The sequence below is a fragment of the Nocardia sp. NPDC004722 genome (assembly GCF_053601505.1).
In genome coordinates this window covers 21,510-45,668 of the sequence record NZ_JBSGBY010000001.1, presented here as the reverse complement: position 1 = coordinate 45,668, position 24,159 = coordinate 21,510, and the positions used below count along the sequence as shown (strand labels likewise).

General features: G+C 65.6%; 23 protein-coding genes and 1 tRNA gene. 23 read left to right on the top strand and 1 reads right to left on the bottom strand.

Annotated elements, in window-relative coordinates:
* The first annotated feature begins 162 nt into the window (after positions 1-162).
* Positions 163-372, top strand: coding sequence for a hypothetical protein (locus tag ACWELQ_RS00270; protein ID WP_452394830.1), 210 nt, complete (start codon positions 163-165; stop codon positions 370-372).
* Positions 373-716: 344 nt separating this feature from the next.
* Here the strand turns inward: ACWELQ_RS00270 and ACWELQ_RS00265 are convergent, their stop codons facing one another.
* The gene (locus ACWELQ_RS00265) at positions 717-1,196 is read right to left on the bottom strand and encodes a hypothetical protein (RefSeq protein ID WP_452394829.1); all 480 of its coding nucleotides are present in this window, start codon (positions 1,194-1,196) and stop codon (positions 717-719) included.
* Positions 1,197-1,357: 161 nt separating this feature from the next.
* On the opposite strand from ACWELQ_RS00265, the gene ACWELQ_RS00260 reads away from it, so the two are divergent.
* The 22 genes from ACWELQ_RS00260 to ACWELQ_RS00155 all read left to right on the top strand — a co-directional run bounded on the left by ACWELQ_RS00260 (position 1,358) and on the right by ACWELQ_RS00155 (position 24,140).
* Positions 1,358-1,633, top strand: coding sequence for an HNH endonuclease (locus tag ACWELQ_RS00260; RefSeq protein ID WP_452394828.1), 276 nt, complete (start codon positions 1,358-1,360; stop codon positions 1,631-1,633).
* 44 nt (positions 1,634-1,677) lie between these two features.
* Positions 1,678-1,751 (top strand) — tRNA-Trp (locus ACWELQ_RS00255).
* Between the two features lie 165 nt (positions 1,752-1,916).
* Positions 1,917-2,387, top strand: a complete 471-nt coding sequence (locus tag ACWELQ_RS00250; RefSeq protein ID WP_452394827.1) for a phage terminase small subunit — start codon at positions 1,917-1,919, stop codon at positions 2,385-2,387.
* Positions 2,388-2,393: 6 nt separating this feature from the next.
* On the top strand, positions 2,394-4,097 hold the full coding sequence (locus tag ACWELQ_RS00245; protein WP_452394826.1) for a hypothetical protein: 1,704 nt from the start codon (positions 2,394-2,396) through the stop codon (positions 4,095-4,097).
* 19 nt (positions 4,098-4,116) lie between these two features.
* The gene (locus ACWELQ_RS00240) at positions 4,117-5,640 is read left to right on the top strand and encodes a hypothetical protein (RefSeq protein WP_452394825.1); all 1,524 of its coding nucleotides are present in this window, start codon (positions 4,117-4,119) and stop codon (positions 5,638-5,640) included.
* A complete protein-coding gene (locus ACWELQ_RS00235; protein WP_452394824.1) occupies positions 5,640-6,689 on the top strand; it encodes a hypothetical protein in 1,050 nt (349 codons plus the stop codon). The genes ACWELQ_RS00240 and ACWELQ_RS00235 overlap by 1 nt, the downstream gene beginning before the upstream one ends.
* Before the next feature lie 99 nt (positions 6,690-6,788).
* The gene (locus ACWELQ_RS00230) at positions 6,789-7,484 is read left to right on the top strand and encodes a hypothetical protein (protein ID WP_452394823.1); all 696 of its coding nucleotides are present in this window, start codon (positions 6,789-6,791) and stop codon (positions 7,482-7,484) included.
* Between the two features lie 18 nt (positions 7,485-7,502).
* On the top strand, positions 7,503-7,898 hold the full coding sequence (locus ACWELQ_RS00225) for a head decoration protein (protein WP_452394822.1): 396 nt from the start codon (positions 7,503-7,505) through the stop codon (positions 7,896-7,898).
* 49 nt (positions 7,899-7,947) lie between these two features.
* Positions 7,948-8,985 carry a major capsid protein gene (locus tag ACWELQ_RS00220; protein ID WP_452394821.1) on the top strand — a complete coding sequence of 346 codons (1,038 nt, stop codon included), beginning with the start codon at positions 7,948-7,950 and terminating at the stop codon, positions 8,983-8,985.
* A gap of 13 nt (positions 8,986-8,998) precedes the next feature.
* Positions 8,999-9,244, top strand: coding sequence for a hypothetical protein (locus tag ACWELQ_RS00215; RefSeq protein ID WP_452394820.1), 246 nt, complete (start codon positions 8,999-9,001; stop codon positions 9,242-9,244).
* 5 nt (positions 9,245-9,249) lie between these two features.
* Positions 9,250-9,633, top strand: coding sequence for a Gp19/Gp15/Gp42 family protein (locus ACWELQ_RS00210; protein ID WP_452394819.1), 384 nt, complete (start codon positions 9,250-9,252; stop codon positions 9,631-9,633).
* Positions 9,630-9,986 (top strand): hypothetical protein, encoded by a 357-nt coding sequence (locus tag ACWELQ_RS00205; RefSeq protein WP_452394818.1) that lies wholly within the window; start codon positions 9,630-9,632, stop codon positions 9,984-9,986. The genes ACWELQ_RS00210 and ACWELQ_RS00205 overlap by 4 nt, the downstream gene beginning before the upstream one ends.
* 96 nt (positions 9,987-10,082) lie before the next feature.
* The gene (locus ACWELQ_RS00200) at positions 10,083-10,460 is read left to right on the top strand and encodes a hypothetical protein (RefSeq protein WP_452394817.1); all 378 of its coding nucleotides are present in this window, start codon (positions 10,083-10,085) and stop codon (positions 10,458-10,460) included.
* Positions 10,457-10,846 (top strand): phage tail termination protein, encoded by a 390-nt coding sequence (locus ACWELQ_RS00195; RefSeq protein WP_452394816.1) that lies wholly within the window; start codon positions 10,457-10,459, stop codon positions 10,844-10,846. Before ACWELQ_RS00200 ends, ACWELQ_RS00195 begins: the two co-directional genes overlap by 4 nt.
* A 3-nt stretch (positions 10,847-10,849) precedes the next feature.
* Positions 10,850-11,221 (top strand): endonuclease VII domain-containing protein, encoded by a 372-nt coding sequence (locus tag ACWELQ_RS00190; protein WP_452394815.1) that lies wholly within the window; start codon positions 10,850-10,852, stop codon positions 11,219-11,221.
* A gap of 47 nt (positions 11,222-11,268) precedes the next feature.
* The gene (locus tag ACWELQ_RS00185) at positions 11,269-11,931 is read left to right on the top strand and encodes a phage tail tube protein (RefSeq protein ID WP_452394814.1); all 663 of its coding nucleotides are present in this window, start codon (positions 11,269-11,271) and stop codon (positions 11,929-11,931) included.
* 112 nt (positions 11,932-12,043) lie between these two features.
* Positions 12,044-12,247 (top strand): hypothetical protein, encoded by a 204-nt coding sequence (locus tag ACWELQ_RS00180; RefSeq protein ID WP_452394813.1) that lies wholly within the window; start codon positions 12,044-12,046, stop codon positions 12,245-12,247.
* A 58-nt stretch (positions 12,248-12,305) separates the two neighbouring features.
* Positions 12,306-12,698 carry a hypothetical protein gene (locus tag ACWELQ_RS00175; protein ID WP_452394812.1) on the top strand — a complete coding sequence of 131 codons (393 nt, stop codon included), beginning with the start codon at positions 12,306-12,308 and terminating at the stop codon, positions 12,696-12,698.
* A gap of 158 nt (positions 12,699-12,856) precedes the next feature.
* Positions 12,857-13,171 (top strand): hypothetical protein, encoded by a 315-nt coding sequence (locus ACWELQ_RS00170; RefSeq protein WP_452394811.1) that lies wholly within the window; start codon positions 12,857-12,859, stop codon positions 13,169-13,171.
* A 77-nt stretch (positions 13,172-13,248) separates the two neighbouring features.
* Positions 13,249-21,558: a transglycosylase SLT domain-containing protein gene (locus tag ACWELQ_RS00165; RefSeq protein WP_452394810.1), complete on the top strand. Its 8,310-nt coding sequence runs from the start codon at positions 13,249-13,251 to the stop codon at positions 21,556-21,558.
* 51 nt (positions 21,559-21,609) lie between these two features.
* A complete protein-coding gene (locus ACWELQ_RS00160; protein WP_452394809.1) occupies positions 21,610-22,500 on the top strand; it encodes a phage tail protein in 891 nt (296 codons plus the stop codon).
* Positions 22,497-24,140: a Gp37-like protein gene (locus tag ACWELQ_RS00155; protein ID WP_452394808.1), complete on the top strand. Its 1,644-nt coding sequence runs from the start codon at positions 22,497-22,499 to the stop codon at positions 24,138-24,140. Before ACWELQ_RS00160 ends, ACWELQ_RS00155 begins: the two co-directional genes overlap by 4 nt.
* Positions 24,141-24,159 lie beyond the last annotated feature (19 nt).

The following is a 24,159-nucleotide window of genomic DNA, read 5'->3' as shown; positions in this document are numbered from 1 at the left end:
CTGCCGAATGACTCTGAATCCGGGGCCTCACTGCACACTCCATCCCAAACACCACAGGTTGCCTGGGGAGCTAGGGTGGGACGACGGGGCTGATAGGTCCAACTAATCAATCGGCCGCGGTGGTTACGCTCGGCGCGACAGCAACCAGGGAGAGACACGACGGTGCATTACGAGTACGGCGAGATCGCGCGACGCGCGGAAGCCATCGGGTACGGCCATCGCGCCGCCACCATTGTCTTGGAGTCCGGCGATAGCGCCGTGGCACCGTGGTGGGCAGGGAAGGCTTTCCGTGGGCCGGGGCGGGTCCGCTACCTCTTCGATGACCATGGTTGGGATGCCTTCGCCGGTGCCGGGGTTGCCGTGTCGAGCTAGTGGCCCGGGTGTAAAGCCGAGGGGGGTTGCGGCGGGCGGCTCGTAAGGTTGGTGGCGCGGCTGGTGCTTCGGCTCACCGCGGTCCCCGGCTGGGTTGCTGCTACGACTGGTCGGGGTTCTCCTTCGGTGTTTGGGACACGAAGGGGCCCCGGTGGTTCGGGTCCGTTCCGCCGGGGCCTTTTTGTATCTGCACCCATTTGCGTCGCGCATCGATCTGCGCTTTCATGGAGAGGTGAAATACCCTCAGGTCCTGCGCCTTTCGGTCGCATCACCCGGGGGAGTGAAGGCTCTTCATCTGATTCGCAATGAGCTGCTTTTGTTTTCGGACCTTCGCCGCGCTGGGATCAGGCCCCCATATTGAGATACGTCTGAATGGTCCTGACGTTGGCAATCGCCGAGACGCGATAGATGCCGCACAGTGGATCATCCATGTTGCCGGTCAGCAGGCAGTTCTGGGCGGTCATCTTCTCGTAGGTGCCCTGGAAGGTCGCGATGGACGATTCGGCGTCGAAGCGGGTGCGGACGGCGGGCAGCTGCTTGACGGCCTGCGTCAGTGAATTGATCTGGATGACCTGCCATTTGAGGCAACTTGTGAACGCGTCGCCGGTCTTGTCCTCGCAGGTCGTGGTGAGGAACTGGTTGTAGTCGGACTTGAAGGTGCCCCAGGTGTACCCGGCCGGCGCAGTGGTGGTGGCCGTGGTCGACGAGGTGCTGCTCTTGGCGCTCTTCTCGTCATCGTCTGAGCATCCGGAGATCGCCAAGGTGAGGCCGGCAGTGAGGATGGCTGCGGACGCTGCGCCCGCGGTGGCCAGATTGCGCTTCACGTTCTACTTTCAGGTCATCCGTTGATCTTGGACCCAAATCGTAAACGGCGCAGGGCTGCCGAGTCATATCATCTGGAAGTAACAACACGCGCTGGGATAATCCGAATCAGATGATTTCAGGCGGTGGTGTTGTGGGGTGGGGTTCGGGTGGCACTCGGCAGGTGAGTGCGGAGCATCGGCGAAATCGGCCGATCGTATTGGAGCGCGACGAATTTCTCTGTCAGCTCCGGCTGCCGGTGTGTGTCGGCACGGCCACCGAGGTCGACCACATCCTGAATTTCGCAAGCCAAGGATCCGATCAGCTCGAGAACTTGCAGGCTGTCTGCGGGCCATGTCACAAGGTGAAGACCGCCGATGAATCCGCAGCAGCGCGGGCAGCGATGAAACGGGCCGCGCGGCATCCTGACTCGCTGCGTCGACACCCCGGCTATCGCTGATCATCTTGCACTCGACCGCGGTGCTCATACCGTGGGAGAGGTAGTGGGGCGTAGCTCAATTCGGTAGAGCAGCGGTCTCCAAAGCCGCCTGTTGCAGGTTCAAATCCTGTCGCCCTGGCTCTTTCCCCTCATCACAGCTCGGCAGGGGCGCGTCTGCCAGCTCGCGTGTGTGAAGCGGGTGAAACCAACGCGCGAATCCGTACCGCCGAACCGCAGGTAGCGCCGCCATGGTGGCTGCCCGCGGCGGGAGCGGCATTACCCCGACACGGGAGCACAACTTCATATGGCTGGACGCAGAAGCGGTCCACCGCCGAAGAACCCGGACGAACGATTGCGGCGCAACGCCGATCCGTTCATCACCGGTGACGGCTGGACCGAGATCGACCCGACCCCGCACGACGGGGAGATTCCCGATATCCCGGAATGGATCACGGTGGGGCCTACCGGGCGCGCGATCTACGAACACCTCGCGACGCTGCCACAGGCCCGCCTGTATGGGCCGGGTACCTGGTTCCAGCTGTGGGTGACGCTCCCGCTGATTGAGCGCTATCTTTCGCGCCCTGGCTCGGAGAACTACAAGGCCGTGACGTCGACTCTCGGTGCGGCGCTGCGCCTTACGGAGGATGACCTCGCGCGGGCGCGGGTGCGGATCAAACCGGTACTCGACGAGGACGACGAGGATGCGCCGGCCACCGGGAAGCAGGTGGTCAGCTTCGCCGAGGAGCGACGGGCGCGGCTGCTGAAGGGCGCGTGAGCCCGGGTGCCGCACGACATCGTCACCCACCCCGACCACGACCGCGAACGTAGCCTCGGATGGCTCGCTGTCGCGTGGCTCGAGCATTACGCCGTCCATGGCCCCGGCGACGTCGGCGGCGAACCTGTCGCGCCGATGATCGATGAGTACGTCGGGTTCGTCGTCGACACCTACGGCCTGGACGCGTCCGGGCGGCGGATCTACGACCATGTCTTCCTGAGCAGGCCCAAGGGGGCGGCCAAGAGCGAAGTCGCCGCTCTCATAGGTCTTTTCGAGGCACTGGGTCCATGCCGATTCGATGGCTGGGCGCGCGGCGGCGAGGTCTTCCGGGACGACTGGGGCGGTGACTTCACCTACACCTACGCCCCTGGCGAGCCCATGGGGCGGCGCCTGCGCAATCCCTATATCCGTTGCGTCGCAACCGAAGAGGGCCAGGCCGGGCTCATTTACGACACTATCCACCTCAATCTCACCGAGGGGCCGCTGCGGCGTGCGCTGCCGCGCCGTGACGATGCCGGCCTGACTCGAATCCTGATCCCGGGCGGCGGTGAGATCGTCCCGTCCACCAGCTCGGCGTCAAGTAAAGACGGCGGTAAGGACACCCTTACCTTGTTCGACGAGACGCACCTCTATAACCGCCCTGAACTGCGGCAAACGTACAAGACGCTGACCCGAAACCTGCGCAAGCGCCGCAAGTCCGCAGAGACGTTCGCGGTCGAGACCACCACCATGTACGCCCCGGGCGAGGACAGCATCGCCGAGCAGACCTACAAGCTGATCCAGGATGTCTTGGCCGGCAAGCTGAAAAGCCATCCACGCCAGCTATTCGACCACCGCTACGGCGCGATCACTCCTGAAGAGCTGGACGACGAGGAGAAGGTCCGCAAGGCCCTGATCGACAGCTATGGCGATACCGCGCTGTGGAACGACATCGACGGCCTGGTGGAGGCCATCGCCGATCCGCGCAACGACGTCATCAGCTCATTTCGCTACTGGTTCAACAGCCCCACCTCCGCGGAGAACGCATGGGTGGCCGCCTATGAGTGGGATGCAGTCGGTCCGGAGAACTCACCGGTCGAGCCGCTCGTGCCGGGCGATGTGATCACCCTCGGGTTCGACGGTTCGCGCCGTCGACGTCGCGGTGTCACCGACGCCACCGCGCTGGTGGCCTGCCGAGTTCATGACGGGCTGATCGTGCCGATCAAGATCTGGGAGCAGCCGCCTGGCATGCACGTGGACGGTTGGGAAGTCCCCGAGCACGAGATCGAAGCCGCGCTGCTCGAGACGTTCAAGACCTACAAGGTGGTCGCCTACTATGCCGACCCCGCACGGTGGGAAGCGAATGTCGCTGCGTGGGAAGCCAAGTACGGCCCGCACCTGCTGGTGAAGTCCTCGGCCAGCCATCCCATCGAATGGTGGATGACCGGCTCTCGCGCGTTCAAAACCGTTGAGGCGCTTAGGGAGTTCGTGGAGGCGATCCTCGATCGAAAGCTGTGCCACGACGGGAACCTGACACTGCGGGCGCATGTGCTCAATGCCCGGCGCGCGGAGACGCCGAAAGGCGTTCAGATCCGCAAGGAAAACCCCGACAGCCCCAACAAAATCGACGGCGCAGTTGCCGCGGTGCTGGCGTGGCAGGCCCGGCTGGATGCGGTGGCCAAGGGAATCGGAAAGAAGAAGCGCCGCCGGATCGCCGTGCGCGTGCGATGACTGAAGGACCTAACTGAATATGGCTCAGCAGCAGAAGACGCAGCCGCCGGAGTGGTGGTTCGAATACCTCATGAAGCGATTCGACGAGAAGCTCGAATGGGAGCCGCGCGTCACCTCCACCAACACCCCCAAAACCAGGCGAGAGCGCTTGGACCTGCTGTGGAGCTATTACATCGGTGACGGCCCGCTGCCGTTCATCAATGAAAAGTACCGAGAGACCTTCCGGGAGCTGCTGCGCAAGTCGCGCCCGAACTACGCGATCATGGCGATCGACTCCATGTGCGACCGCAGCGTGCTCAAGGGCATCTACACCGAGGCCGACAAGGATCTCGACGGCGACGATATCGCCCGCAAGGTCCAGGAGGTGTCGGGTTTCGCTGCGTTGCAGCGGGATATGCAGACCTGGCTCTACACCCTCGGCGAGTCGTACGTGACGATCGTGCCGCCACTGGCGGGCGCGCCGACCGGCAGCGTTCCGATGCTCCTGGCCGAGAACCCCAGATTCTGTGTGGGCGAACCGAATCCGCTCATACCGCGGCAGCTGATCGCATTCGTGAAGGTGTACCGAGACCGAATCGCCAACTGTCAGAAAGCCTTGCTGTTTCTGCCCGGCCAGCGGATCGAGTTTATTCGCGAGGAAGGTCAGTTCGGCACCAAGTTCATCCTCGACCAGTGGTCCAAGGGTGAGGTCGCGGCGATGGCCGGCCTCGAAGAGTATGGCGGGATCCCGGTCGTTCGGTTTGAGAACAAGATGGGCTTGGGGGAATTCGAACCCCATCTGGATACCCTCGACCGGATCGCCGACGGCATCCTGCACCGGAAGATCATCACCTGGTACCAATCGTTCAAGCAGAGGGCCATCCGGGGCGATTTGGACGGCGGCGAGGATTTCAGCGACGACGAGAACTCGCTGATCCGCTCCCTCGGTGACGCCAAACTCGAGGACATCTTCCAGGCGGACCCGGGAACCCTGTGGATCGTTCCGGAGGGTGTGGAGTTCTGGGAAAGCGGCGCAACGGATCTGACGCCACTGCTGCTGGCAGAGCGTGACGACGTCAAGGAATTCGGTGTGTCCACCCGTATCCCCATGCACATGCTCGCGCCGGACGGTAACAACCAGACGGCCGAAGGGGCCTCGATGCTTCGTGAGGGCCTGACCGACAAGATCAACGACCGGCAGGCCCGCCAGCAGCCGCAGTGGATGCTGTTGTGGCAGATGGTGTTCGCGCTGTCGGGCCAGGCTGCCCGTGCGGTGAATGTTCGCCTCCAGTGGGGCAGCACCGAGCGCACGCCGCTGGCGGTGCGCGCGGACGCGGTCCAGAAGACCCGCGGTGTTTTGTCCCGTAAGCGCCAGGTGGTGGAGCTGATGGAGATGGATCCGCTGGTAGCCAAGCTGAACGAGACCGAGCTGATGGAGGAATCCATGGCCATGGACACCACCTCCGGAGGAGCGGTACCGGCTACGAATCCGGCTGCCGCACGGAACGCTTCGGCCGAGCCGGGCGCAGATGCGGGCGGCGACGAGCTGGCGGTGGCCGCCTAATGGTGCCGGAGCTGCTGCTGCGAATTCTGCTGTCGCATTCGCAGCGGCGGCGTCTGCTTCTGCTCGACGCGCAGGACCGTGTGCAGGCGCGGTGGCGGATGACCGATCCATTCGACGGGGCCGCGGTGGAGGACTTCTCTCAAGCCGCTGCCGACATCTCGATCGCCGCCCAGCGCAAGGCCGTGACCATGGTCGCGGCGGCCCAGCGTCGCTACCTCGCCGAGATCGACACCGACCTAGGTGATTTCGTGCCCGAGGTGCCCGACGAGGTGCGCATGTACTCGACGACGCGCCCATACAAGTACGCGGAGCCGAAAACGGTGCGCACCCGGGCCGGGGTGTCGGAACGGCTGCCGGCCGCCGAGCCGTTCAATCGCCCCGCACGCCGATATCGGCACGAAGTTGCTGGTGGACGCGATTCCAGTGATGCTCTGGACGCTGCGGCGAACCGTGTGAAAATGGAGCTAGCCACGAACGTCGCCCTCGCTGAGAGGGAGGCGGAAATGCAGGTCATCGGCCAAGCCGGAATCGTGGATCTCGACGTGATCGGATATCGGCGAGTCATCCGGCCCGAACGCTCCCGCACCGGTGTGTGCGGATTGTGTGTGGCGGCCAGCGACCGGATCTACAAGACCGACGAGCTCAAGCCCATGCACACGGGCTGCAACTGCACGGTCATGCCGGTCAAGGAAGGCGCGGATCCTGGGCTTCGGCTCAACCGCGAGGACCTGACCCGGCTGTATGACGACGCGGGCGGCACCGGCGCAAAGCTGTTGCACCGCACCAAGTACGGCGTCGATGAGCATGGCGAGCTTCAGGCGCTACTGGTCCCCAAGCGCCGCGGCGAGACTGTACCGCGGTTTAGGGATCCGGAAGTGCCCGAGGTGGTGGACCTGGATGCCGACTTCGCCGAAGTCGCGCGCCGCCAGCTGCCGCTGATGCGCAAGGAGCTGGCCAAGACCCGCTCCCAAGGTGTGCCGGATGACGATCCGCGTCTGCGCTGGCAACAGTCGCAGGTGCACGCGTTCGAGCAGATCCTCGCGCTCTAGAACTTCCCACCCACCAGGGTGGTCGAGAACTGGGCCGGTTCCGGCAAGGAACCCTGCCCACCATCAAATCATTTACCCGACAAGGGATCACAACTGAATATGAGCAAGCAGCAGCGCGCCGATATCCCTGCCATCTCCGCTTCCGACGACGTCAACCCCGACGACATCGAGACGGTTGAAACCGCCCCGGAGGCAGGCGAACCCGACGGTGTCGGCGAGGAGTCGGCCGTCAACAAGCACGGCTACCCCGACAACACGCCGCTGACGGAAATGACCGTGGAACAGCAGGCCGCCTACTGGAAGGCCAAGGCCCGCATGCACGAATCCCGGTCGCGCGCAAAGGCCAGCGGCCTGAGCGCCGAGGAAGCTGATGCGCTCCGCACCGAGCTTCAGGAGCTGCGCGACGCACAGCTGTCGGAAACCGAACGTGCCCAGCAGGACGCGATCGAGACCGCCCGCGAGGCCGGCCGCAGCGAAGCACGCGATCAGCTGATGCCGATGCTGCACGAGGCGCAGCTGCGCGGCTACGCGTCCACGGTCGTCAAGGGTGCCAAGCTCGACGGTTTCGTTTCCACGGTGAACATCACCGCGTTCAGCGCCGAGGACGGCTCGATCGACGGCGAGAAGGTCGTCGCGCACCTCAAGGCCATGTACGGCGAGGAACCGCCCGCCTCGACCGCTGCGAGCACCTACCCGAATTTCGGACAGGGCAGCCCGGGGGCGACCTCCCAGAAGAGCACCCGCGCTGACGGCCTGGCCGAAGCGAAGCGGCGCGGATTCTCCCCGGCCGCCTAACCATCACTGGAGCCATTCATGAGCAACATCGCCACACGCAAGACCGGTACGTTCCGGGGTGATTCGCGCGCGTTCGTCTACGCCGACATCAGTGCACAGGCTGGCCGCGCCTCGGTCACTTTGGACATGAGCAAGTTCACCTCGGTGCAGATGCCGGAAGGCTACCTGCCTTCGGGCATTGTGCTCGGCCTGATCAAGGCCACCGGCAAGTACGGTCCCTACGACAAGACCGCCGCCGACGGCCGCGAGACCCCGGCCGGGTTCCTATGGGACGCGTTCGCCCCGACCGGCCCGGATGAGGCCGCGCCGCTGTGGTTCGGCCCCGGCGCCATCAAGAAGAACAAGCTGCCCGCAGGTGCCGGCCTCGACTCGACCGCCGAGACCACGCTGGCTGCCTGGTTCAAGTTCTTCTGAAACCTGGTCTCTCACAACTGAATACACAACTTAATACGGAGGCCATCCCATGGCTCTAGTCTTCGACGCGCCGGTCCATCCCGACTCGGCGACCGTCTTCGCGCGCGAGATCCCGCTGCCGTCCGATCACAAGCTGTCCGCGTTCTTGCCGGACCAGCTGGTGCAGGAGCAGACGATCAAGCTCGTCAATTCGACCCGGGTGAACCGGACCGCCAGCTTCAGGTCGTTCGACGGCAACATCCCTCAGCTTGAGCGGGACTTCTTCGAGACCAAGGAAGTCGACCTGCTTCCGATCTCGGTGCAGGGCATGAAGGGCGAGCTCGAAAGGTTGCAGCTCGAGCGTGCTCGGCAGAAGGGTGGCTCGCTCTCGGCGATCACCTCGGCGATCTACAACGACATCGAGCTGGCGGTCCGCGCGATCCGCAACCGCATCGAAGTCGCCCGCGGCGAGCTGCTGCACACCGGCAAGATCGACCTGGCAGGCGAGAACGGTCTGTACCTGAAGGCCGACTTCGAAGTCCCCGGCGACCATTTCGTCACCGCGGGCAAGGTGTGGACCGACACCGCCGCAGCCCAGATCGTTTCGGATCTGGCGACCTGGACCGAGAAGTACATCGCCGACAACGGGTTCGCCCCGGCCGGCATGATCATCTCCCGCAAGACCGCGTCGCTGCTCCAGCGAAACGCCGAGTTCCGCACCTACGCGGCCTCGATCGCCGGTTCGCCGCAGATCGTGTCCCGCTCGGTGGTCAACAACATTCTCGAGGACTACAACCTGCCGCCGATCGCCGAGGTCTACGACACGGTGATCCGCGTCGACGGCGTCGACAAGCGCGTAATCCCCGAGAACAAGGTGATCTTCGTGCCGCCGGCCGGTCGCCTGGGCGGGGTGAAGTGGGGCGTCACCGCGACCGCGCTCGAGCTGGTCAACGCCGCACAGTCGGACATGACCTTCGAGGACGCGCCCGGCATCACCGGCGTCGTGGTCAAGTCCGGTCCTCCGTTCAAGGAGACCACCGTGGTCGACGCGCTGACTCTGCCGGTCCTCGAGGACCCGAAGAGCCTGTTCGTCGCGACGGTCTACTAGGCCGGGTGTTGTTGTGGCGAAGTTGATTTCGTGGGTGGTCGCCTACGACGAACACAGCGCACCGTGCTGGTTCGGCCCGGCCGACGAGGTGCCGGAGTGGGCGGCCCGCCAGATCACCAACCCCGCCGCCTGGGACTCCGCCCCGGCCCCCGCTGTCGAAGCGGGGGCCGGTGAGGCGGCCACCAGCGGCGAGCCCGAATCCGAGGCCGAGCCGGTCGCGCCCAAGCGGCGCACCCGTAAGCCCGCCGAGGGGGCGTAACCGCGATGGGCGTCTTTGCTAGCCGAACCGATCTGATCGCCTCCTACGAAGGGCAGCTGACCGAACGGCAGCTCGTCTTCGCGGAGACCAAGATCCTCGAGGCCGAAGCGATGCTGATGTCGCTGGTGCCGCGGCTGGCCAGCAACCCCGCCGCGCTGCCGGAACTGGTGCGCTACAACGCGCGTCGCGCCGTCTGCGCGGCCGTGCTACGGGTGGTGCGCAACCCCGCCGGCGTCGCCTATCAGGCCGTCGGCGGGTCCACCACCCGCCTGCACGACAACGTGGCCTCCGGCGAATTGCATTTCACCGCAGAGGAACTCAAGCCGTTGCGCGCCCGCAAGAAGCGGTTCGGTGTCCTCGGAATCGCTCCAGTGAGGTGGTCGGTGTGATGCTGCTGCCAAACCTGCACGGCGACACCGTGGTCGTGTGGCGCCGCCCGGCCCGAGACCGGTTCGGCGACACCTCGTATGTGGAGCACCACGAGATCCATGGCGTGGTTGTCGATTACGGCGCGCAAGACGAGCCGAACGCCAATGGAGCCCCGACCGCTGATCGTGAGCTGGCCCGCTACGACGCCACTCTCTACGGCGTCCCGATCGGCTCCGATGTGCTGGCCAACGACTTGATCGAGCTGCCCGACGGCGACAAGTACCACGTTGTCGGCCGGCCGGTGAACCCCAAGCATCCGGTGACCGGGTGGACTCCCGGGCTGATCGTGAAGCTCCGGCGGATCGAAGGATAGGAACTAACACCAGTGCCCCGCTATGGCCGATTCGGTCGCCTCACCTGGTACGGCGATCAATCCAAACCAGCGATCAACCCCGCCGTCGAGACTGTTATGACCGGACCGGTCATGGGCGGCATCCTGCTGGGCGTGGCCCGCCAAGGCCAAGACATGTGGCGGGCGCGGACACGCTGGCAGACAGGCCATCTGGCCAACGCGACCACTCTCGCCCTGGCAATGCGCAAGGACGCGGGCGGCAAACGGCCCCGAATGGTCGCCGAGCTGACCGCAACCGCTGACTACGCCGGTGCGGTCGAATTCGGTCGATGGAATCTGGCCAGCAAGTACCCGCGCCCTGCGGTGCGGCAGCGAGTGAAGCCGGGCCAATTCCCGCCGCGGTACAGCAGGTACGCGCGCCACACGATGGGTGGCGACAACCGGAGACTGCGCTCGATCGTCGCTGACCTGGAACGGAAGTACCGAGCCCGATGAGCGAACCCATGGATTTCCCCGACGCCGAGCTCGTCACTATGGCCCTGCTCGAAGATCTCGGCTGGACCTGCACCGCGCTGCCGGATCCCGATGAATGGGCCAAGCTCGGCACCATCATCGCGATCAACCGCGTCGGCGGCGGCAGCGAAGACGGGATCACCGACCGGGCATTGATGTCGGTGGTCGTCGTCGACGACACCCGCCCCAAGGCATGGGCCGCCGCGAGCAAGGTGCGTCGCCGCGTCCTGGGCGCGTCGCGGACCCTCGCCGGAGGCGTGCTCATCGACAACACCAGCGAGGAAGTCGGCAACACCCAGGAACCAGACCTCGCTGGTGACAACCGATTCGTCGAGTCCAGCTACTGGCTCAGCTTCCGAGCGCAGTAGGCCATGACCGCACAATTTCATACCTGCTCCGGCTGCCTCGAAAACAAGCCAACCGGTCACTTTCATCGGAACCTGAGCAAGCGACACGGCATCGAACGTCAATGCCGCGACTGCGCCGCCGACCGGAAACTACGGGGCCGCTACGGCATTACCCGCGACCGCTACACCGAGCTGCTCGCCGAACAGGGCGGTGCTTGCGCGATCTGCACAGCCGTCGACGTCCCCTTCGTCGTCGACCACCAGCACGGCGGGGCCGGGCAAGTGCGGGGCATTTTGTGCCACGGCTGCAACACCGGAATCGGCCTGCTCAAAGACAACCCGACGACGCTGCACCGCGCCGCCGAGTACCTCGAGTCGCGCTCGCTGGCGGCTTGAAAGTTCGACCCCCACAACTGAATACACAACTGAATAGGGAGGCCGCGATGGCGGATCTCAACGTAATGCGCGATCTGAAGCAGTCGCTGCTGCTCAAGCCGCTCGCCGGTGCCGTCTTCATCGCGCCCATGTCGGTGGAGGTCCCGCAGGCATTCACCACCGGTGCGACCGCGGATCTGCTCGACCTGAAGTCCGCAGGCTTCACCTCGCTGGGCCACGTGTCCAAGGAAGGCGCACCCACCTTCACCCCGGAGACCGAAACCTCCGAAGTTGAAGCCTGGGGTCTGCTCGAGTCCGCGCGTACCGACGTCACCAAGCGTTCCACCAAGATCGCCTGGACCGGTCAGGAAACCCACAAGGCCAACCTCGAGTTGTTCCACAACCGCGACCTGTCCAACGTCAAGTACAACCCGATCACCGGTGAGACGGAATTCGCCGACCCCACCGCGCCGTCGATCACCTACAAGCGCGGCATCTTCATCGGCGTCGACGGTGCCGGCCCGACCACGACCTACGTCATCAAGGTGATCCCCAAGATGACCATCATCGAGGTCACCGAGCAGTCCTGGAAGCAGGACGAGGTCATCAGCTACGGCTTCACCGCCTCGGCCAAGCTCGACGAGTCCACCGGCTACGCCATCAAGACCGTCCTGGCCGGCCCCGGCTGGAAGGCCCTGGCCGCCAAGGCTGGCTTCACCGCCGCGGCCTGATTCCCTCCGGCCATTCCCCGCTCCGGCGCCGCTCGTCCCACCTGGGCGGCGCCGGAGCGATCAGAGATCGACTCTCACCAAAGTCTTTTCGTACGAAAGGTTTTCGCCTCTCATGAGTGCATTCACCCCCGTGGTCATGGTGTCCCCCGACGGTCTCGAGGTGACCGCTCACAGTCCTACCTCGGTCAATGATCTGGCGTGCGTCGGATATGTCGCCAAGATTGGTAGCAGCGCCGCCGCGCCGACCGTAGACGTCGAAGCAGATTCCGGCGATCGCAAGCCCAAGCCCAACACTGTCCGGCCTGCTGGAAAGTAAACGGGCGCAGGCCAATCCATAACTGAATACCTAACTGAATATCAGGAGCCGCTCACTCATGGCTGCCACCAAGGCCCCCAAGAAGACGTCCGAGCCCGCCGAATCGAACTGGTCGCGGCTGGTCCGTGAGGCCACCAAGGACCGAAAGGTGTTCGAGCCGTACGCGTTCGACGCCTACGACCCGCCGGTGATGATCACCCCGCCGATCGGTCTCGAGCGGACCCTGATGCTCGCCCGGCTCTCCGACGACGCCGACACCGTCTCCCCGGAGGACCTGCCGGACATGATCGCCGCCCTCGTCGGCGAGGACGCCTTTCCGAAGGTCTGGGCCGCCCTGCGTGACCAGCCACTCGATGTCACTCTCGCGCTGATCGACGACATCAACGCCCATTTCAACGGCGGCGCTGACGACGGCGCGGCGGCGTTCCCGGGGGGCGACTCGGCCTCGTAGCGCTCATCGAGAAGCACTACGAGGCCATCGAGTGGGATCTGCACGCCTACTGGCGTGTAGACCTGCTCGCCTTCTTTCGCGGTGAGCTGCCATGGGCCAAACTCGCGCGCTTTCTGCGCCAGCTCCCCGACGGTTCTCGCTACCGCGCCTCCCAGGCCATGGACATGGATCTCGCGGAGGACTGGTTGCGAGCCGAAGACGAAGCCGAAGCACGAAGGCAATCCGCCCCGGTCGAAGATGCCGATCCCGTCATGCGCTCCTCGGCCGGCTACGACCTCACCACCCATCTGCTGCTGACGATCGCTGACCGGTTGCAGATCCTCAACGCCACTCTCATCGCGGTCAATCTGCCGCCCGGGAAGAACCCGCCACAGCCAGAGCCGATGCCTCGCCCGGTGTCGGCTGTCGACGTTCTGCGCGCTCGCCAAGAACGCGAAGCCGCGAAGGACGCCATGTCCGCATTCGGGTTCTGACCCAATCATCCACTGCCACAAAGGGTTCGCACATGTCACTGATCGCTGGTCACGTAAAGATCGCTGTCGGCGCAGACATGAGCGACCTCGAAAAGGCGATCCGCCGCTACGTCGAAGGCTCCCAAGTTGCCGACGACAAAGGCAACGACCGCGACCGCGAGACCCAGGCCAAGAAGAAGGCCAAGCGCGAAGGCGAGGCCGCGGGCAAGGCGCGCAGCGACGCCGACCACGACCGATCCTCTCGCGAACGCAAACGCCACGCAGACGACGACCTGCGCGGCGTGCGCAAGGCCGCCGACCGGCAGGGCGAGCTGTTCGGCAGAACCTTCGCCCGCGCCTACGCCAAAGCGTTCCAGCAGGAAGTCCGCAAGACGAGCGGCAAGGGCGGCTTCGACGTCCAGAAAGTCCTCGCTGCCGACCTCGCGCTCAAACAGGGCAAAGCCGACAACTCCACGAAGGTCGCCAAGGGCCGCTCGGTCGCCAAGGAAGCGGTCCGAGACAACGAACACGTCGGAAATCTGAAGCGGACCGCCGAAGCGCGCAAGGCACGGCGGGCTGATGCACGCCTCGGGCGCGGCGAACGGTGGGCCGACGAGGATGCCCGCTCCGAGCAGAAGAAGGCCAAGAAGGCCACAGCGGCAAACGATTTCGCGGAGAAGGTCAACGGGCGCGAGCAGGAGATTCTCTCGCGGCTCAAGCCTGCGGGCAACAAGGCCGCCAAGGAGCTGCGCGGGCAGAAGGTCAGCGTTCCCGACGTCCAGTCCGAGATCCAGAACGCGGGCAAGCTCACCGAAACCACCGAGCGCCGGGCAAAGGCGTGGCTCAACACTGCCAAGGCCCACGACAAACTTCTGCGCGACGCCAAGACGGCGTGGACGTCGGTCAAGCGCGCCGACCAAGCCGTCCGCAAGGCCGCCCGCGGTCTGGCCGAAGCCAGCGTCGACGGCAACAAGGCCAAAACCGCGCGCGCCCAGCTGGCCTTCGACGGCGCTGTGTCCAACCACGGTGCCGCACGCGCGCGGGCGAAAGAAACCGGCGCCGCGCTCTCGCAGGCCCGCAAGAACGCCGACGAACTGCGCGACCAGTTCCGCCGATCGGTCACCCTCAGCGACCACGACCGCGAGCAGATGGAGAAGGGGCGCGCCGAGGTCGAGGATGCGATGCGCGCCAACGCTGGGCTCCCTGCCCAGAACGGCGACCGCAACTCCCAGATCCGCCGGGTCGAAACCCGCGTCAAGAACCTTCGCACCAAGGACAACGGCAAGCAGCGCCGACTGAGCCCTGTCGACAACGTCGTCATCACCCGGGTCACCGAGGCTGCCGCAGTACTGGATTCGCTCGAGCGGGAAGCGGTCGAACTTCAGGCCCGCGCGGATGCCGCCGACGAGCGCATCAAGAGCGCGTCGCTGACCAAATACGAGGTCGACAACGACGCGACCGCCGCGGTCACCCGCCGCACGGCCGCCGAGCGCGAGCTCAAATCCGCGATCCTCGAACGCGACAAGATCGAGACGAGCAAGTCCCGAAACCGGCAGCGCACCGAAATCGCCACGCGCAACTACCAGGTCGAGAGCAACGCGCTACGCAAGCGCGAGAACTCAAATCCCTTCCTGCGCTTCACCGAACGACTCGACAACGGCACCGCCAGCTGGCTCGACAGCGTCAACGACCGCCTGATCTACGCCGGCCGCTACCTGTCGTCGATCACCCAGATCGCCACCACCGCCGGCGCGGCGCTCGCGGCGATGGGCGCGGTCAACCTGCTCCCGCTGATCTCCTCCGCCGCCCAGGCCGCCTCAGCGCTGGCCACCCTGCCCGCGCTCATCACCACGGCCGGTATCGGCATCGCCGCGCTCGCCGTCGGCGGCAGCGGCATCATCGGCACGTTCAAGGCCGCCAAGGACGCGGGCAACTCCGCGGCCGACGTCGCCGAAAAGCAGCAGAACGCCGCCGAGCGGGTCGCTGACGCCTACGACTCACTCAGCGACGCCCGGGAGAGCGCCGACCGCACCGCAGTGTCGGGCGCCCGCCAGATCGCCTCGGCCGAGAAGTCGGTGCAGTCGGCGCTCGACCGCACCAAGTCCGCGCAGGAGAACCTCAACAAGGCGCGCAAGGATGCCGCGGACAAGATCCGCGACCTCAACGACGCCCTGCGCGACAACTCGCTCGACGAGCGCAGCGCCGCACTGTCGGCCTACAAGGCCGGCCAGAACGTCATCCGCACCGCAGCGGACCCGAACGCCAGCTGGATCGACATCGCCGAGGCGCAGATTCGCGCTGAGCAGGCGCAGTTCGATCTCGAGGACACCCGCAAGAACAACCAAAAAGAAGTCGAGGCCGCCAACAAGGCCAACAAGGACGGCATCGAAGGTGACGAGAACGTCATCGCTGCGCGCAAGGCGCTGACCGAAGCCAACGAGTCCCTGGCCGAGTCGCAGGAGCGGGTCAAGGAAGTCGCCGAGTCGGTCGCCCAAGCCAACGAGGACGCCAACAAGCGCGCCACCCGCGCGGCCCGCGACTACCAGCGCGCCATCGACGACCAGACCAAGCTGCTCGCCAAGCTCGGCACCTCCGGGCTGGGGGAAAAGTTCCAGGAGCTCTACAACAAGCTCTCGCCCAACGCGCAGGGTCTCGTCGACGACATCCGTTCACTGGGTCCGGAGTGGACCAAGCTGCGCAAGACCTCCCAGGACGCGCTGACCAACGGCCTGGGCAAGTCGATCACCACCGTCGCGCGCGAGCAGCTACCCGTGCTGAGCATGGGCCTGGCGGGGATCAACCGCGAGATCAACACCGGTCTGAAGAACTCGCTGAATGTGTTCAGCCAGCCCAAGACCCTCAAGGACTTCTCGTCGTTCCTGTCCAACACCTGGGGCATGTTCGACGGCCTGAGCAAGTCGGCCACCCCGCTGACCAAGATCTTCGTCGACCTCACCACCGCGGGCTCCGCGGTGCTGCCCAGCCTGGGCCGGGCGATCAACGACGCCGCCACCCGCTGGTCGGAGAAGATCAGCCTCAAACGCGAAACCGGCGAACTGAACCAGTCCATCAACAACGGCATCGACAAGATGCAGGAGCTGGGCAAGATCGTCGGCAACACCTTCGGCGGCCTGCGCGGGTTCTTCCAAGCACTGCGCGGCGAGGGCGACTCCATGACCGCGCGCATGGTCGAGTCCACCGCCTCGTTCGAGAAGTGGACGAAATCCGCTGAAGGCGCGGACCGCATCCGCCAGGTGTTCGGCCGCGTCAAGGAAATCCTCGACGACATCCAGCGCCTCGTCGGCGGACTAGCGGGCGCGTTCACCGGCCTGTTCGGCGACGCGCTCCAGACCATGGGCGGCCACACCCTCAAAGTGCTCGCCGACCTGGCAAACGCGCTGGCCACGGTCGTCAACGCGCTCATGGACCTGCCTGTAGTCGGCGCGGCCCTCAACGGCCTGATGACCATCCTCGTCGGGTTCTTCACCCTGCGCTCCCTATCCGGAGTGTTCTCCACCCTCGGCTCGACCCTGCGCAGCTTCGGCAAGGCCGCGGCCGACACCGGCGCACAGGTCAACAGCCTGGCCTCCAGCACCAGCCCCGCCGCAGGCGACAAGAAGCACGGCAAGAAGGACGGCGACCTCGACGGCGACGGCCGCCGCCGCAACTCCGCCCTGGATCTGGCCGCCGACCCCGACGCGCGCACCCTCGGCGACGACGACAAGAAGCCGAAGTCCGGCGCCCAAACCGATCGCGACGGCCGCCGCCGCGAACTCCCGGATCCGGCCGCCCCGACCCGTTCGACGACCTCGAGCGCACAGGCCGACATCGACGCCACCCGCAACAAGGCCAACGCCGCCGGTGCCGCGGTCAATGCTCAGGCCCAGGCCAGCCAGCAGGCGATCAACAGCCAGGCCAAGGCCGCCAAGGACGCGACCGTCGAACATGGTCGTGCCGCCAGCGCCGCGGCAGCTGGGCAGGCCAAGGCGACCGGCGACGCCGCCAAGCAGCAGGCCACCGACACCACCACCTCGGTGCGCCGCCAGTTCGGCAGCGTCGTCGACGAGGCCGGCACCGCCCGCACGAAGACCAAGAACATCACCGCAGGCGCTGCCCGTGACACCACGGCCGCCGCTTCCGCCGCCGCGGACAGCATCAAGACCGGCCTAGCGGGAATCCTCAGCGACACCAGACGCGTCTACGGCGAATCCAAGAACCAGGCCAAGGCGTCCCTCGACGCGACCGACCGCGAATACGGTCGCTTCCAGCGCGGAATCCTGACCCGCACCAGCGCGATCGGCCTGACGACCGAACGCGCCTTCGACGCCATGCCCAGCCGGGCCTCGAGCGCGTTCTCCTCGGTGCTCAAGGGCCTCGGCGGCATCCAGGACGCCCTCGGCGGCCCGTGGGTCACGGCGTTCACTGTCGCGGCCGGAGCGTTCTCGCTGATCACCTCCAAGCTCGACGAATGGGACGAGAAGGAGTCTCGGTTCCAGCAGTCGATCAAGGACCGCTCGAAGTACTACGAGGAATACAAGGGCAGCATCCGCGACGCCCTCAACCAGAGCGACGGCCTGGTCGACGACAACGTCAAGGGCGTCGAGCTCGAGCGAATCGACCAGTTCCGCAAGGGCCTGGATTCCGATATCGACGGGCGCATCAGCCACGGCGACATGACCTGGCGCAAAACCAAGGTCATCAAATGGGACGAAGACGAAGCCCAGAAGATCCGCGCCGGCATCCAAAAGGAGTACGACGAGCGCAACAAGGCCGCCGACGAAGCCTCCGGCGTCAAGGGCATCCTCGACGACTTCACCTCCACCCAGATCAGTGCCGCGATCACCGGCACCAATGCGGCGTACCAGGAATTCCTGGGCTCGCTGGGCAAAGACCCCAACGACACCAAGGACGCGATCAACGCCGCCCGCAAGCGGCTCGCCGATCTACGCAAGGAGTTCGTCGACAACCAGCAGGCCGCCAACCGGCTCAAGGACGCGATCGAGAAGGTCAAAGACGGCAACCTCGATGCCGCCGATTCCGTCGCACTGCTGTCGACCGCGCTGGCCAAGCAGCGCAACAACACCAACATCTTCGACGACAGCCGGGCAGGAGTCTGGCAGGCCGCTGACGCACTCAAAGGCTTCACCGCCGACGCCAACAGCGGCGCGGTGCTGATCGACAACAACCAGATCAGCCTCAAGAACCAGAACAGTCGCGACCTGCGCGACGCCATCAAAACTGCCGGTACCGCCTACGACAACGCGCTGTCATCGGAGTTCGCACAGGCCCTCGACAACGACAAAGACCGCAATGTCGAAGCCGCCCTTGCCAAGACCGAGGCCGCGACCGCCGAAGTGCTGGGCACCATCCAGAACTCGATCGCGCAGCAGACCGGTCTCACCGGCCCCGAGAACGAAGCCGCGCTCAACGCGCTACTCGCCGCCTACGGGCTGTCGAAAGGCTCTGCGCGCGCTCGCCTCACTCCGCAGCTCAACAGCGCGACCGGCGGCATGGGACTCCAGGGCATGCCCACGGTGCCCGACCCGACGGCCACCGCCCCGGCCCCTGGCCAGCCTCCGGCAGTCGCGCCAACCACCGGGCAGCCCGCACCGGTCGCGCCCACGACTGGCCAGCCCGCACCCGTCGCGCCCGCCACTGGCCAGCCGACCCCGCAGCCCGCCGCGGCTGCCCCGGCTCAGCCGCCGAACGTCGACTACGCGGCCACGGCCAAGTCGTACAACGACCTGGTCGAGGTGGTCAACAAGCTCAAGACCGCGTTCGTCGACGCGAACACCGAGAACGGCGACTTCGGCAAGGGCATCGACGTCAGCCGTGACGCCGCAGAGAAGGCCAAGCCGAAGGTCGACGATCTCGCCACCGCCATCGGCACACTGCAAACGAAGTTCACCGAGCACTTGGGCGACACCGGCGCGCTCAAAGCATGGCAGGACTTGGTCAACGGCATCGACGGCCACGTCAACAACCTGACCACGCTCATCCTGCCGAAGCTGGCGACCGGCCTGACCGAGCTCGACACCAAGTTCGCCACCACGAAGACCGGCATCACCACCTCGTTCGACGGGGTCCGCGCTGCTGTCGCCCGGCCGATCGACTGGCTGATCAAACAGGTGTTCAACGGCGGTCTCATGAACGCCTGGAACTCGGTGCGCGCGGTTCTGCCGAGCCTTCCGGAGTGGAAGGGCGGGATCCCGGAGATCGGGGGCTACTTCCGCGGCGGCATCATCCCCGGCTACACCCCCGGCCGCGACACCACCACGATCGCTGTCGGCGGTGGCGAATCGGTCATGCGTCCCGAGTTCACTCGGGCGGTTGGCGCGGACTGGGTTCACGGCATGAACGCCGCCGCTCGCGCTGGCGGTGTGGGCGCGGTCCAGGCGCAGATGGCGAGCGGCCCGTGGGGCGGTGCGTTCAAGAACGGCGGCATCGTCGGGTCGTTGGAATCCGCGATCACGGAGCGGTTCCCCGGAATGCAGTTGACCTCGGGCTACCGCAACGAGCCGGGGTCGTACCACTCCACCGGCCAGGCCGGCGACTTCAGCGATGGCGTCGATGACACCCCCGGCATGCAGAAGCTCGCCGCGTGGATCGCGTCGAACTTCATGTCGAACACCCGCGAGCTGATCCACTCCCCCTTCAACCACAACGTCAAAGACATGCGCGATGTCGGTGACGGCATGGGCGTGTACGGCGCCGGCACCATGGCCGAGCATCGCAACCACGTCCACGTGGCATTGGAAAAGGCCCTGGGCGATCTCTCGGGCACGACCATGCCGACCGGCGACTGGTCCGCGCTGAGCGCAGCGACCGGCAAGGTGCAGGAGCTGCTGCTCCAGCCGCTCGCGCAGCTCAAGGCCCAGATGCCCAAGGTCGGCAACTCGGGGATGGAACAGATCACCGGGGCCGCGTTCTCGACGATCATGGACGCCGTCACCGCCCAGGTCGGCCGGTCCCAGGATGCTGGAGTCACTCCGTTCGACATCAGCGCGGGTGTGGAGCAGTGGCGGCCCAACGTCATCGCGGCGCTCGAGCGCGAAGGCTTCGCCGCCGACGAGCGCAACATCCGGCTGACGCTGGCGCAGATCCAGTCCGAGTCCAGCGGCGACCCGAACATCATCCAGCGGATCAAGGACGTCAACTCCGGCGGCAACGAAGGGGTCGGCTTGCTCCAGGTGATCCCAGGAACCTTTGCCGCATACCGCAATCCGTCGCTCCCGAACGACCGCACGAACCCGGACGCGAACATCAGCGCCGCGCTGCGCTACTACCGCGCCCGCTACGGCACCGACCTCGCCGCGCAATGGGGCCAAGGCCACGGCTACGACCAGGGCGGCTGGCTGCCGCATCTGGGTTGGGGCTGGAATATGAGCGGCAAGCCCGAGCCGGTGTTCACCAACGAGCAGTGGCAGACCATGACGGGCCGGCTCGCCGAACTCGCCTCGGTTACACCAGGTTTGGAAGGCGGCTACCGCGCGCCGTCTGGCCCGGCGGAGTTCGTGGAGATGCTCGGCAAGGTGGTCGCTGCGGCAGCCAAGGCGCTCAAGAAGTACGTCACCGCCTCGAATGCCAAGCAGGACAAGCCCAAACAGAACGACCCCAGTCAGGCCAACGCCGGTGCCAAACCCTCCGGCGGCACCGCGGCCAAGGACGACACCAACGCCACCGCCACCGGCGGGACCGACACCGGCGAGACCGAGGTCGACGAGCAGACCGGAATGCTGACCGGCGAACTGCCAGACGGCGAAGCGCCGACCGCAGACCCGAACGGTGACATCCAGAACACCAACCCCGATCCGTCGGCCGGGAAGACCGGCGTCACCGGCACCGGGCAAGGAGAGAAAGACAACTCCAACTCCAGCAACGGCGACGCCGCCCTGACCAACCCCGAGGTCACCAATCCCGGTGACGCGGCAGGTTCTTCGCTGGCCAATACGCAGACCGAGGACCCGGTCGCCGCCGCCTACAAGAAGTCGGCGGAGACCACCCGCGATCCGGCGCACTACCAGCAGATCTGGAGCACTGCGGGTTCCAACGCCTCCAAGGCGATCTGGGACCAGTTCACCTCCGATCTCGGGATCACCGGCGGCGGATTCTTGTCCAAAGCAATCTCGGCGGCCAACGATCCCGACGACCAGCTCAACCAGGTCATCAACTACGAGCTGGGCAACCGGATGCCCGGATACAAGGAAGCGCGCACCGCGCTCGCGAATCCGGGCGCAGCGATCACGTCCGCAGCGCAACAGGCGGGTTCGAATGCGCAGACCGCGGTGCAGAACGCCCAGAAGGTCGTAGAGGAACACATCCACTACCACGTCTCGAACATCGACGAGGCGATCCGCAAGAACGCGATCCGTCAGCAGCAGAAGGCCGCGGGGTTCATGACCCGCTGAAACAGCAATGCACACAACTGAATACGACAACTGAATAGGCGGCAACCCGCTGTGGAAGACAACCGCACCCTGGTCGAGGTGGAAGGCTGCATGGGCAGCTGGTTCACCCTGTCAGGCCCGGGAATGGGCGAGCAGGGCGTGATCCTGGGTACCGACGTCGAAGGTATCTGGGATGCCCCGGTCAAAACCATCTGGACCGAGCACGCCCACCAGATCGGCGGCAGCTACGCCGGACACCGATACCTGAAGAGAGACATCGTTTTCGGTGTCTGGATCGACGACATCGACACCGGCTCGTGGCAGATCAACGACAGCGAATGGCGCAAGAACTGGGCCTACGACCGCGACTCCAAACTGTGGATCACCACCCCTGATTCCGGCCGCCGCTACCTGAACGTGCGACTGCTCGAGCAGCCGAACTTCAAGCCGGAGAAGGACCCGAATCTGCTCCGGTCCGGCAAGGTCGTGATGACCGTCTGCGCGGGCGACCCGTGGTGGTACGAGGAACAGCCCTACACCGACACCTGGGTCCTCGCCTCGGGCACCTCGGGGTCCGGGTACGTCACCATCGACAACCCCACCGATCAGCCGGTGTGGCTGGAGTGGATCCTCCAGGGCGGAGCCCGCTGGACCATCCCGGATTACTCCTTCGGGGACAACAGCTTCGGGCGCGCCGATGCCGATGCCGCCCGCCGGATCCGGATGCCCAAGCAGAAGCCGGGCCAGACGTTCTGGATCAACACCGACCCGTTCGAAGACATGCTGCGCGACCCGGCGGGGTCGCAGGTGTGGTCGCTGATGAACGGCGTCACCTACAACTACGCGATCCCGCCCTACACCAAGGCAATTCAGCTGCCGGTGTCGGTAGAGGAAGCCAGCCCGGGTGCCTCGGTACAGGTGCGGGTCAAGCGCAACTGGTCGCGGCCGTGGGGGCTGGAATGAGCGCGCCCGCATTCGATTTCGAGCTCGAGTACGCGAAATTCGTTGCCCAGAAGCAAGACGAGCGTCGCCGCCGTCTCGCGCCTCCGCTAGTGCGGCTGTGGGACGGCGACTACAACCTGCGCGGCAAGGTGACCCGGATCCTGTCCGCGTCCATCACCGAGGTCAACAACGACACCGGCATGGCGCACCTCGAGCTACCCATGGACTACTGGCTGGCCGAGTGGGTCGTCAACGTCGACGGCCGCGACACCTCCAACATCCACCTGACCGTCGACAAAGACGGAATCCGCTGGTCAGGACGCATGGAATCGTTCTCGGTCCGCGCGGCCGACGACGGCACCCGGTCACTGGTGATGGCCTTCAAGCACGACTACGAAGAGCTCAAACACATCGTCTGCTACCCAAACCCGTTCTTGCCCCCCGAATTTCAGTTCCCGCGCTGGTTCTTCCTGTTCGGACCCTCGCGCTGGGCACTGAAACTGCTTGCCTTTTTTAACATTTGGCGCTTGCAGACCCGGGCATGGACGTTCCTGCCGGACGATCCGCTCGATCCAGCTACCTACGGGCACTTCGATCAGTCGCAGTGGACCATGGTCGTCAAACCCGACCCGATCGGCCTGGACACCTCCATGCCGGCGCTGGTCATCGCGCGCATGAAGACCGTGCACGACGCCAGCAAGAAAATCGTCGCCGACGCCCAGCTGACCTGGACCTTCCGCCGATATCTGCCCGGTGACCCGCCGCCCTGGCCCGGGGCGAACCTGAAGTTCGGCTGCCTGGTGATCGACCTGGAGGACAAGAGCTCCGCCTATAAGTCCACGTCGTTCTTCGGTGACCTGTTCGGCGGCCTGATCCACGGCGTGCTCGGCATCGACAAGGACGGCCTGGACAAGGGCATCGACATCGTCGCCGACCCCAACATCCCGCCGGAGTACTACGACCCCGAGTGGCGCGGCACCCTCGCCCAAGCCCCCTGGGTGATCTACCGAGATTCCCCGCACACCGGAATCCAGACCGCGGACTTCACCTTTCGGCCCGCCACCGACGTCGGCGTCATCGCGGGCGGCCACAGCGCCCCGGGCGTGAACGAAGTCATCGGCGCCGCGATCCAGACCGTCGGTGACTTGATCGCTGCTGCGGTCGTGATTCCGCCGGTCGGCGGCGCCTTGGACCGGCTGCTGGCCCCCCTCTACACGGACGTCATCGCCGCGTTCGGCAAGTGGCGATTCCAAAGCCGCGCAAGGAAATTGGGCTACCACTACTACCACGAAAAATTTCAGGAAGGTGCTGACCGCGCCTACAGTCTGGGCTGGTTGCTGGCCATGCGCTCGGGGCAGTGGAGCACCCGCGAGACGACGTCCCATGAGCTCGTGGTGGCCGACGGCGCACCGTTCCTCATCGGCGCGCCCGGCTACGGTCACTTCTATCTGGGTGACCGCATCGGCTCCACGATCCGCGGCATGCCGCCCGGTAGAGTGTTCGTCGACCGGGTATCGCAGATCGAACTGGCCTGGGACCGTGAACGCGCGCCCAGCTGGAAGATCACCGTCGGTCAGCGCGAGATCCAGGACCCCGCCGTCAAAGCGTGGGAGCAGCTGCGCGAAATCATCTCCCTCATCCAGGATCTCGGCGTGCTATGACGAAAACTGAATAAAGGAA

Bases quoted from the DNA above. Each gene is read 5' to 3' on its own strand.
- ACWELQ_RS00170 (WP_452394811.1), top strand. From the start codon at position 12,857: ATGGACATGGATCTCGCGGAGGACTGGTTGCGAGCCGAAGACGAAGCC.
- ACWELQ_RS00230 (WP_452394823.1), top strand. From the start codon at position 6,789: ATGAGCAAGCAGCAGCGCGCCGATATCCCTGCCATCTCCGCTTCCGAC.
- ACWELQ_RS00220 (WP_452394821.1), top strand. From the start codon at position 7,948: ATGGCTCTAGTCTTCGACGCGCCGGTCCATCCCGACTCGGCGACCGTC.
- ACWELQ_RS00165 (WP_452394810.1), top strand. From the start codon at position 13,249: ATGAGCGACCTCGAAAAGGCGATCCGCCGCTACGTCGAAGGCTCCCAA.
- ACWELQ_RS00155 (WP_452394808.1), top strand. From the start codon at position 22,497: ATGAGCGCGCCCGCATTCGATTTCGAGCTCGAGTACGCGAAATTCGTT.
- ACWELQ_RS00240 (WP_452394825.1), top strand. From the start codon at position 4,117: ATGGCTCAGCAGCAGAAGACGCAGCCGCCGGAGTGGTGGTTCGAATAC.
- ACWELQ_RS00225 (WP_452394822.1), top strand. From the start codon at position 7,503: ATGAGCAACATCGCCACACGCAAGACCGGTACGTTCCGGGGTGATTCG.
- ACWELQ_RS00190 (WP_452394815.1), top strand. From the start codon at position 10,850: ATGACCGCACAATTTCATACCTGCTCCGGCTGCCTCGAAAACAAGCCA.
- ACWELQ_RS00250 (WP_452394827.1), top strand. From the start codon at position 1,917: ATGGCTGGACGCAGAAGCGGTCCACCGCCGAAGAACCCGGACGAACGA.
- ACWELQ_RS00200 (WP_452394817.1), top strand. From the start codon at position 10,083: ATGACCGGACCGGTCATGGGCGGCATCCTGCTGGGCGTGGCCCGCCAA.
- ACWELQ_RS00210 (WP_452394819.1), top strand. From the start codon at position 9,250: ATGGGCGTCTTTGCTAGCCGAACCGATCTGATCGCCTCCTACGAAGGG.
- ACWELQ_RS00175 (WP_452394812.1), top strand. From the start codon at position 12,306: ATGGCTGCCACCAAGGCCCCCAAGAAGACGTCCGAGCCCGCCGAATCG.
- ACWELQ_RS00195 (WP_452394816.1), top strand. From the start codon at position 10,457: ATGAGCGAACCCATGGATTTCCCCGACGCCGAGCTCGTCACTATGGCC.
- ACWELQ_RS00180 (WP_452394813.1), top strand. From the start codon at position 12,044: ATGAGTGCATTCACCCCCGTGGTCATGGTGTCCCCCGACGGTCTCGAG.
- ACWELQ_RS00185 (WP_452394814.1), top strand. From the start codon at position 11,269: ATGGCGGATCTCAACGTAATGCGCGATCTGAAGCAGTCGCTGCTGCTC.
- ACWELQ_RS00235 (WP_452394824.1), top strand. From the start codon at position 5,640: ATGGTGCCGGAGCTGCTGCTGCGAATTCTGCTGTCGCATTCGCAGCGG.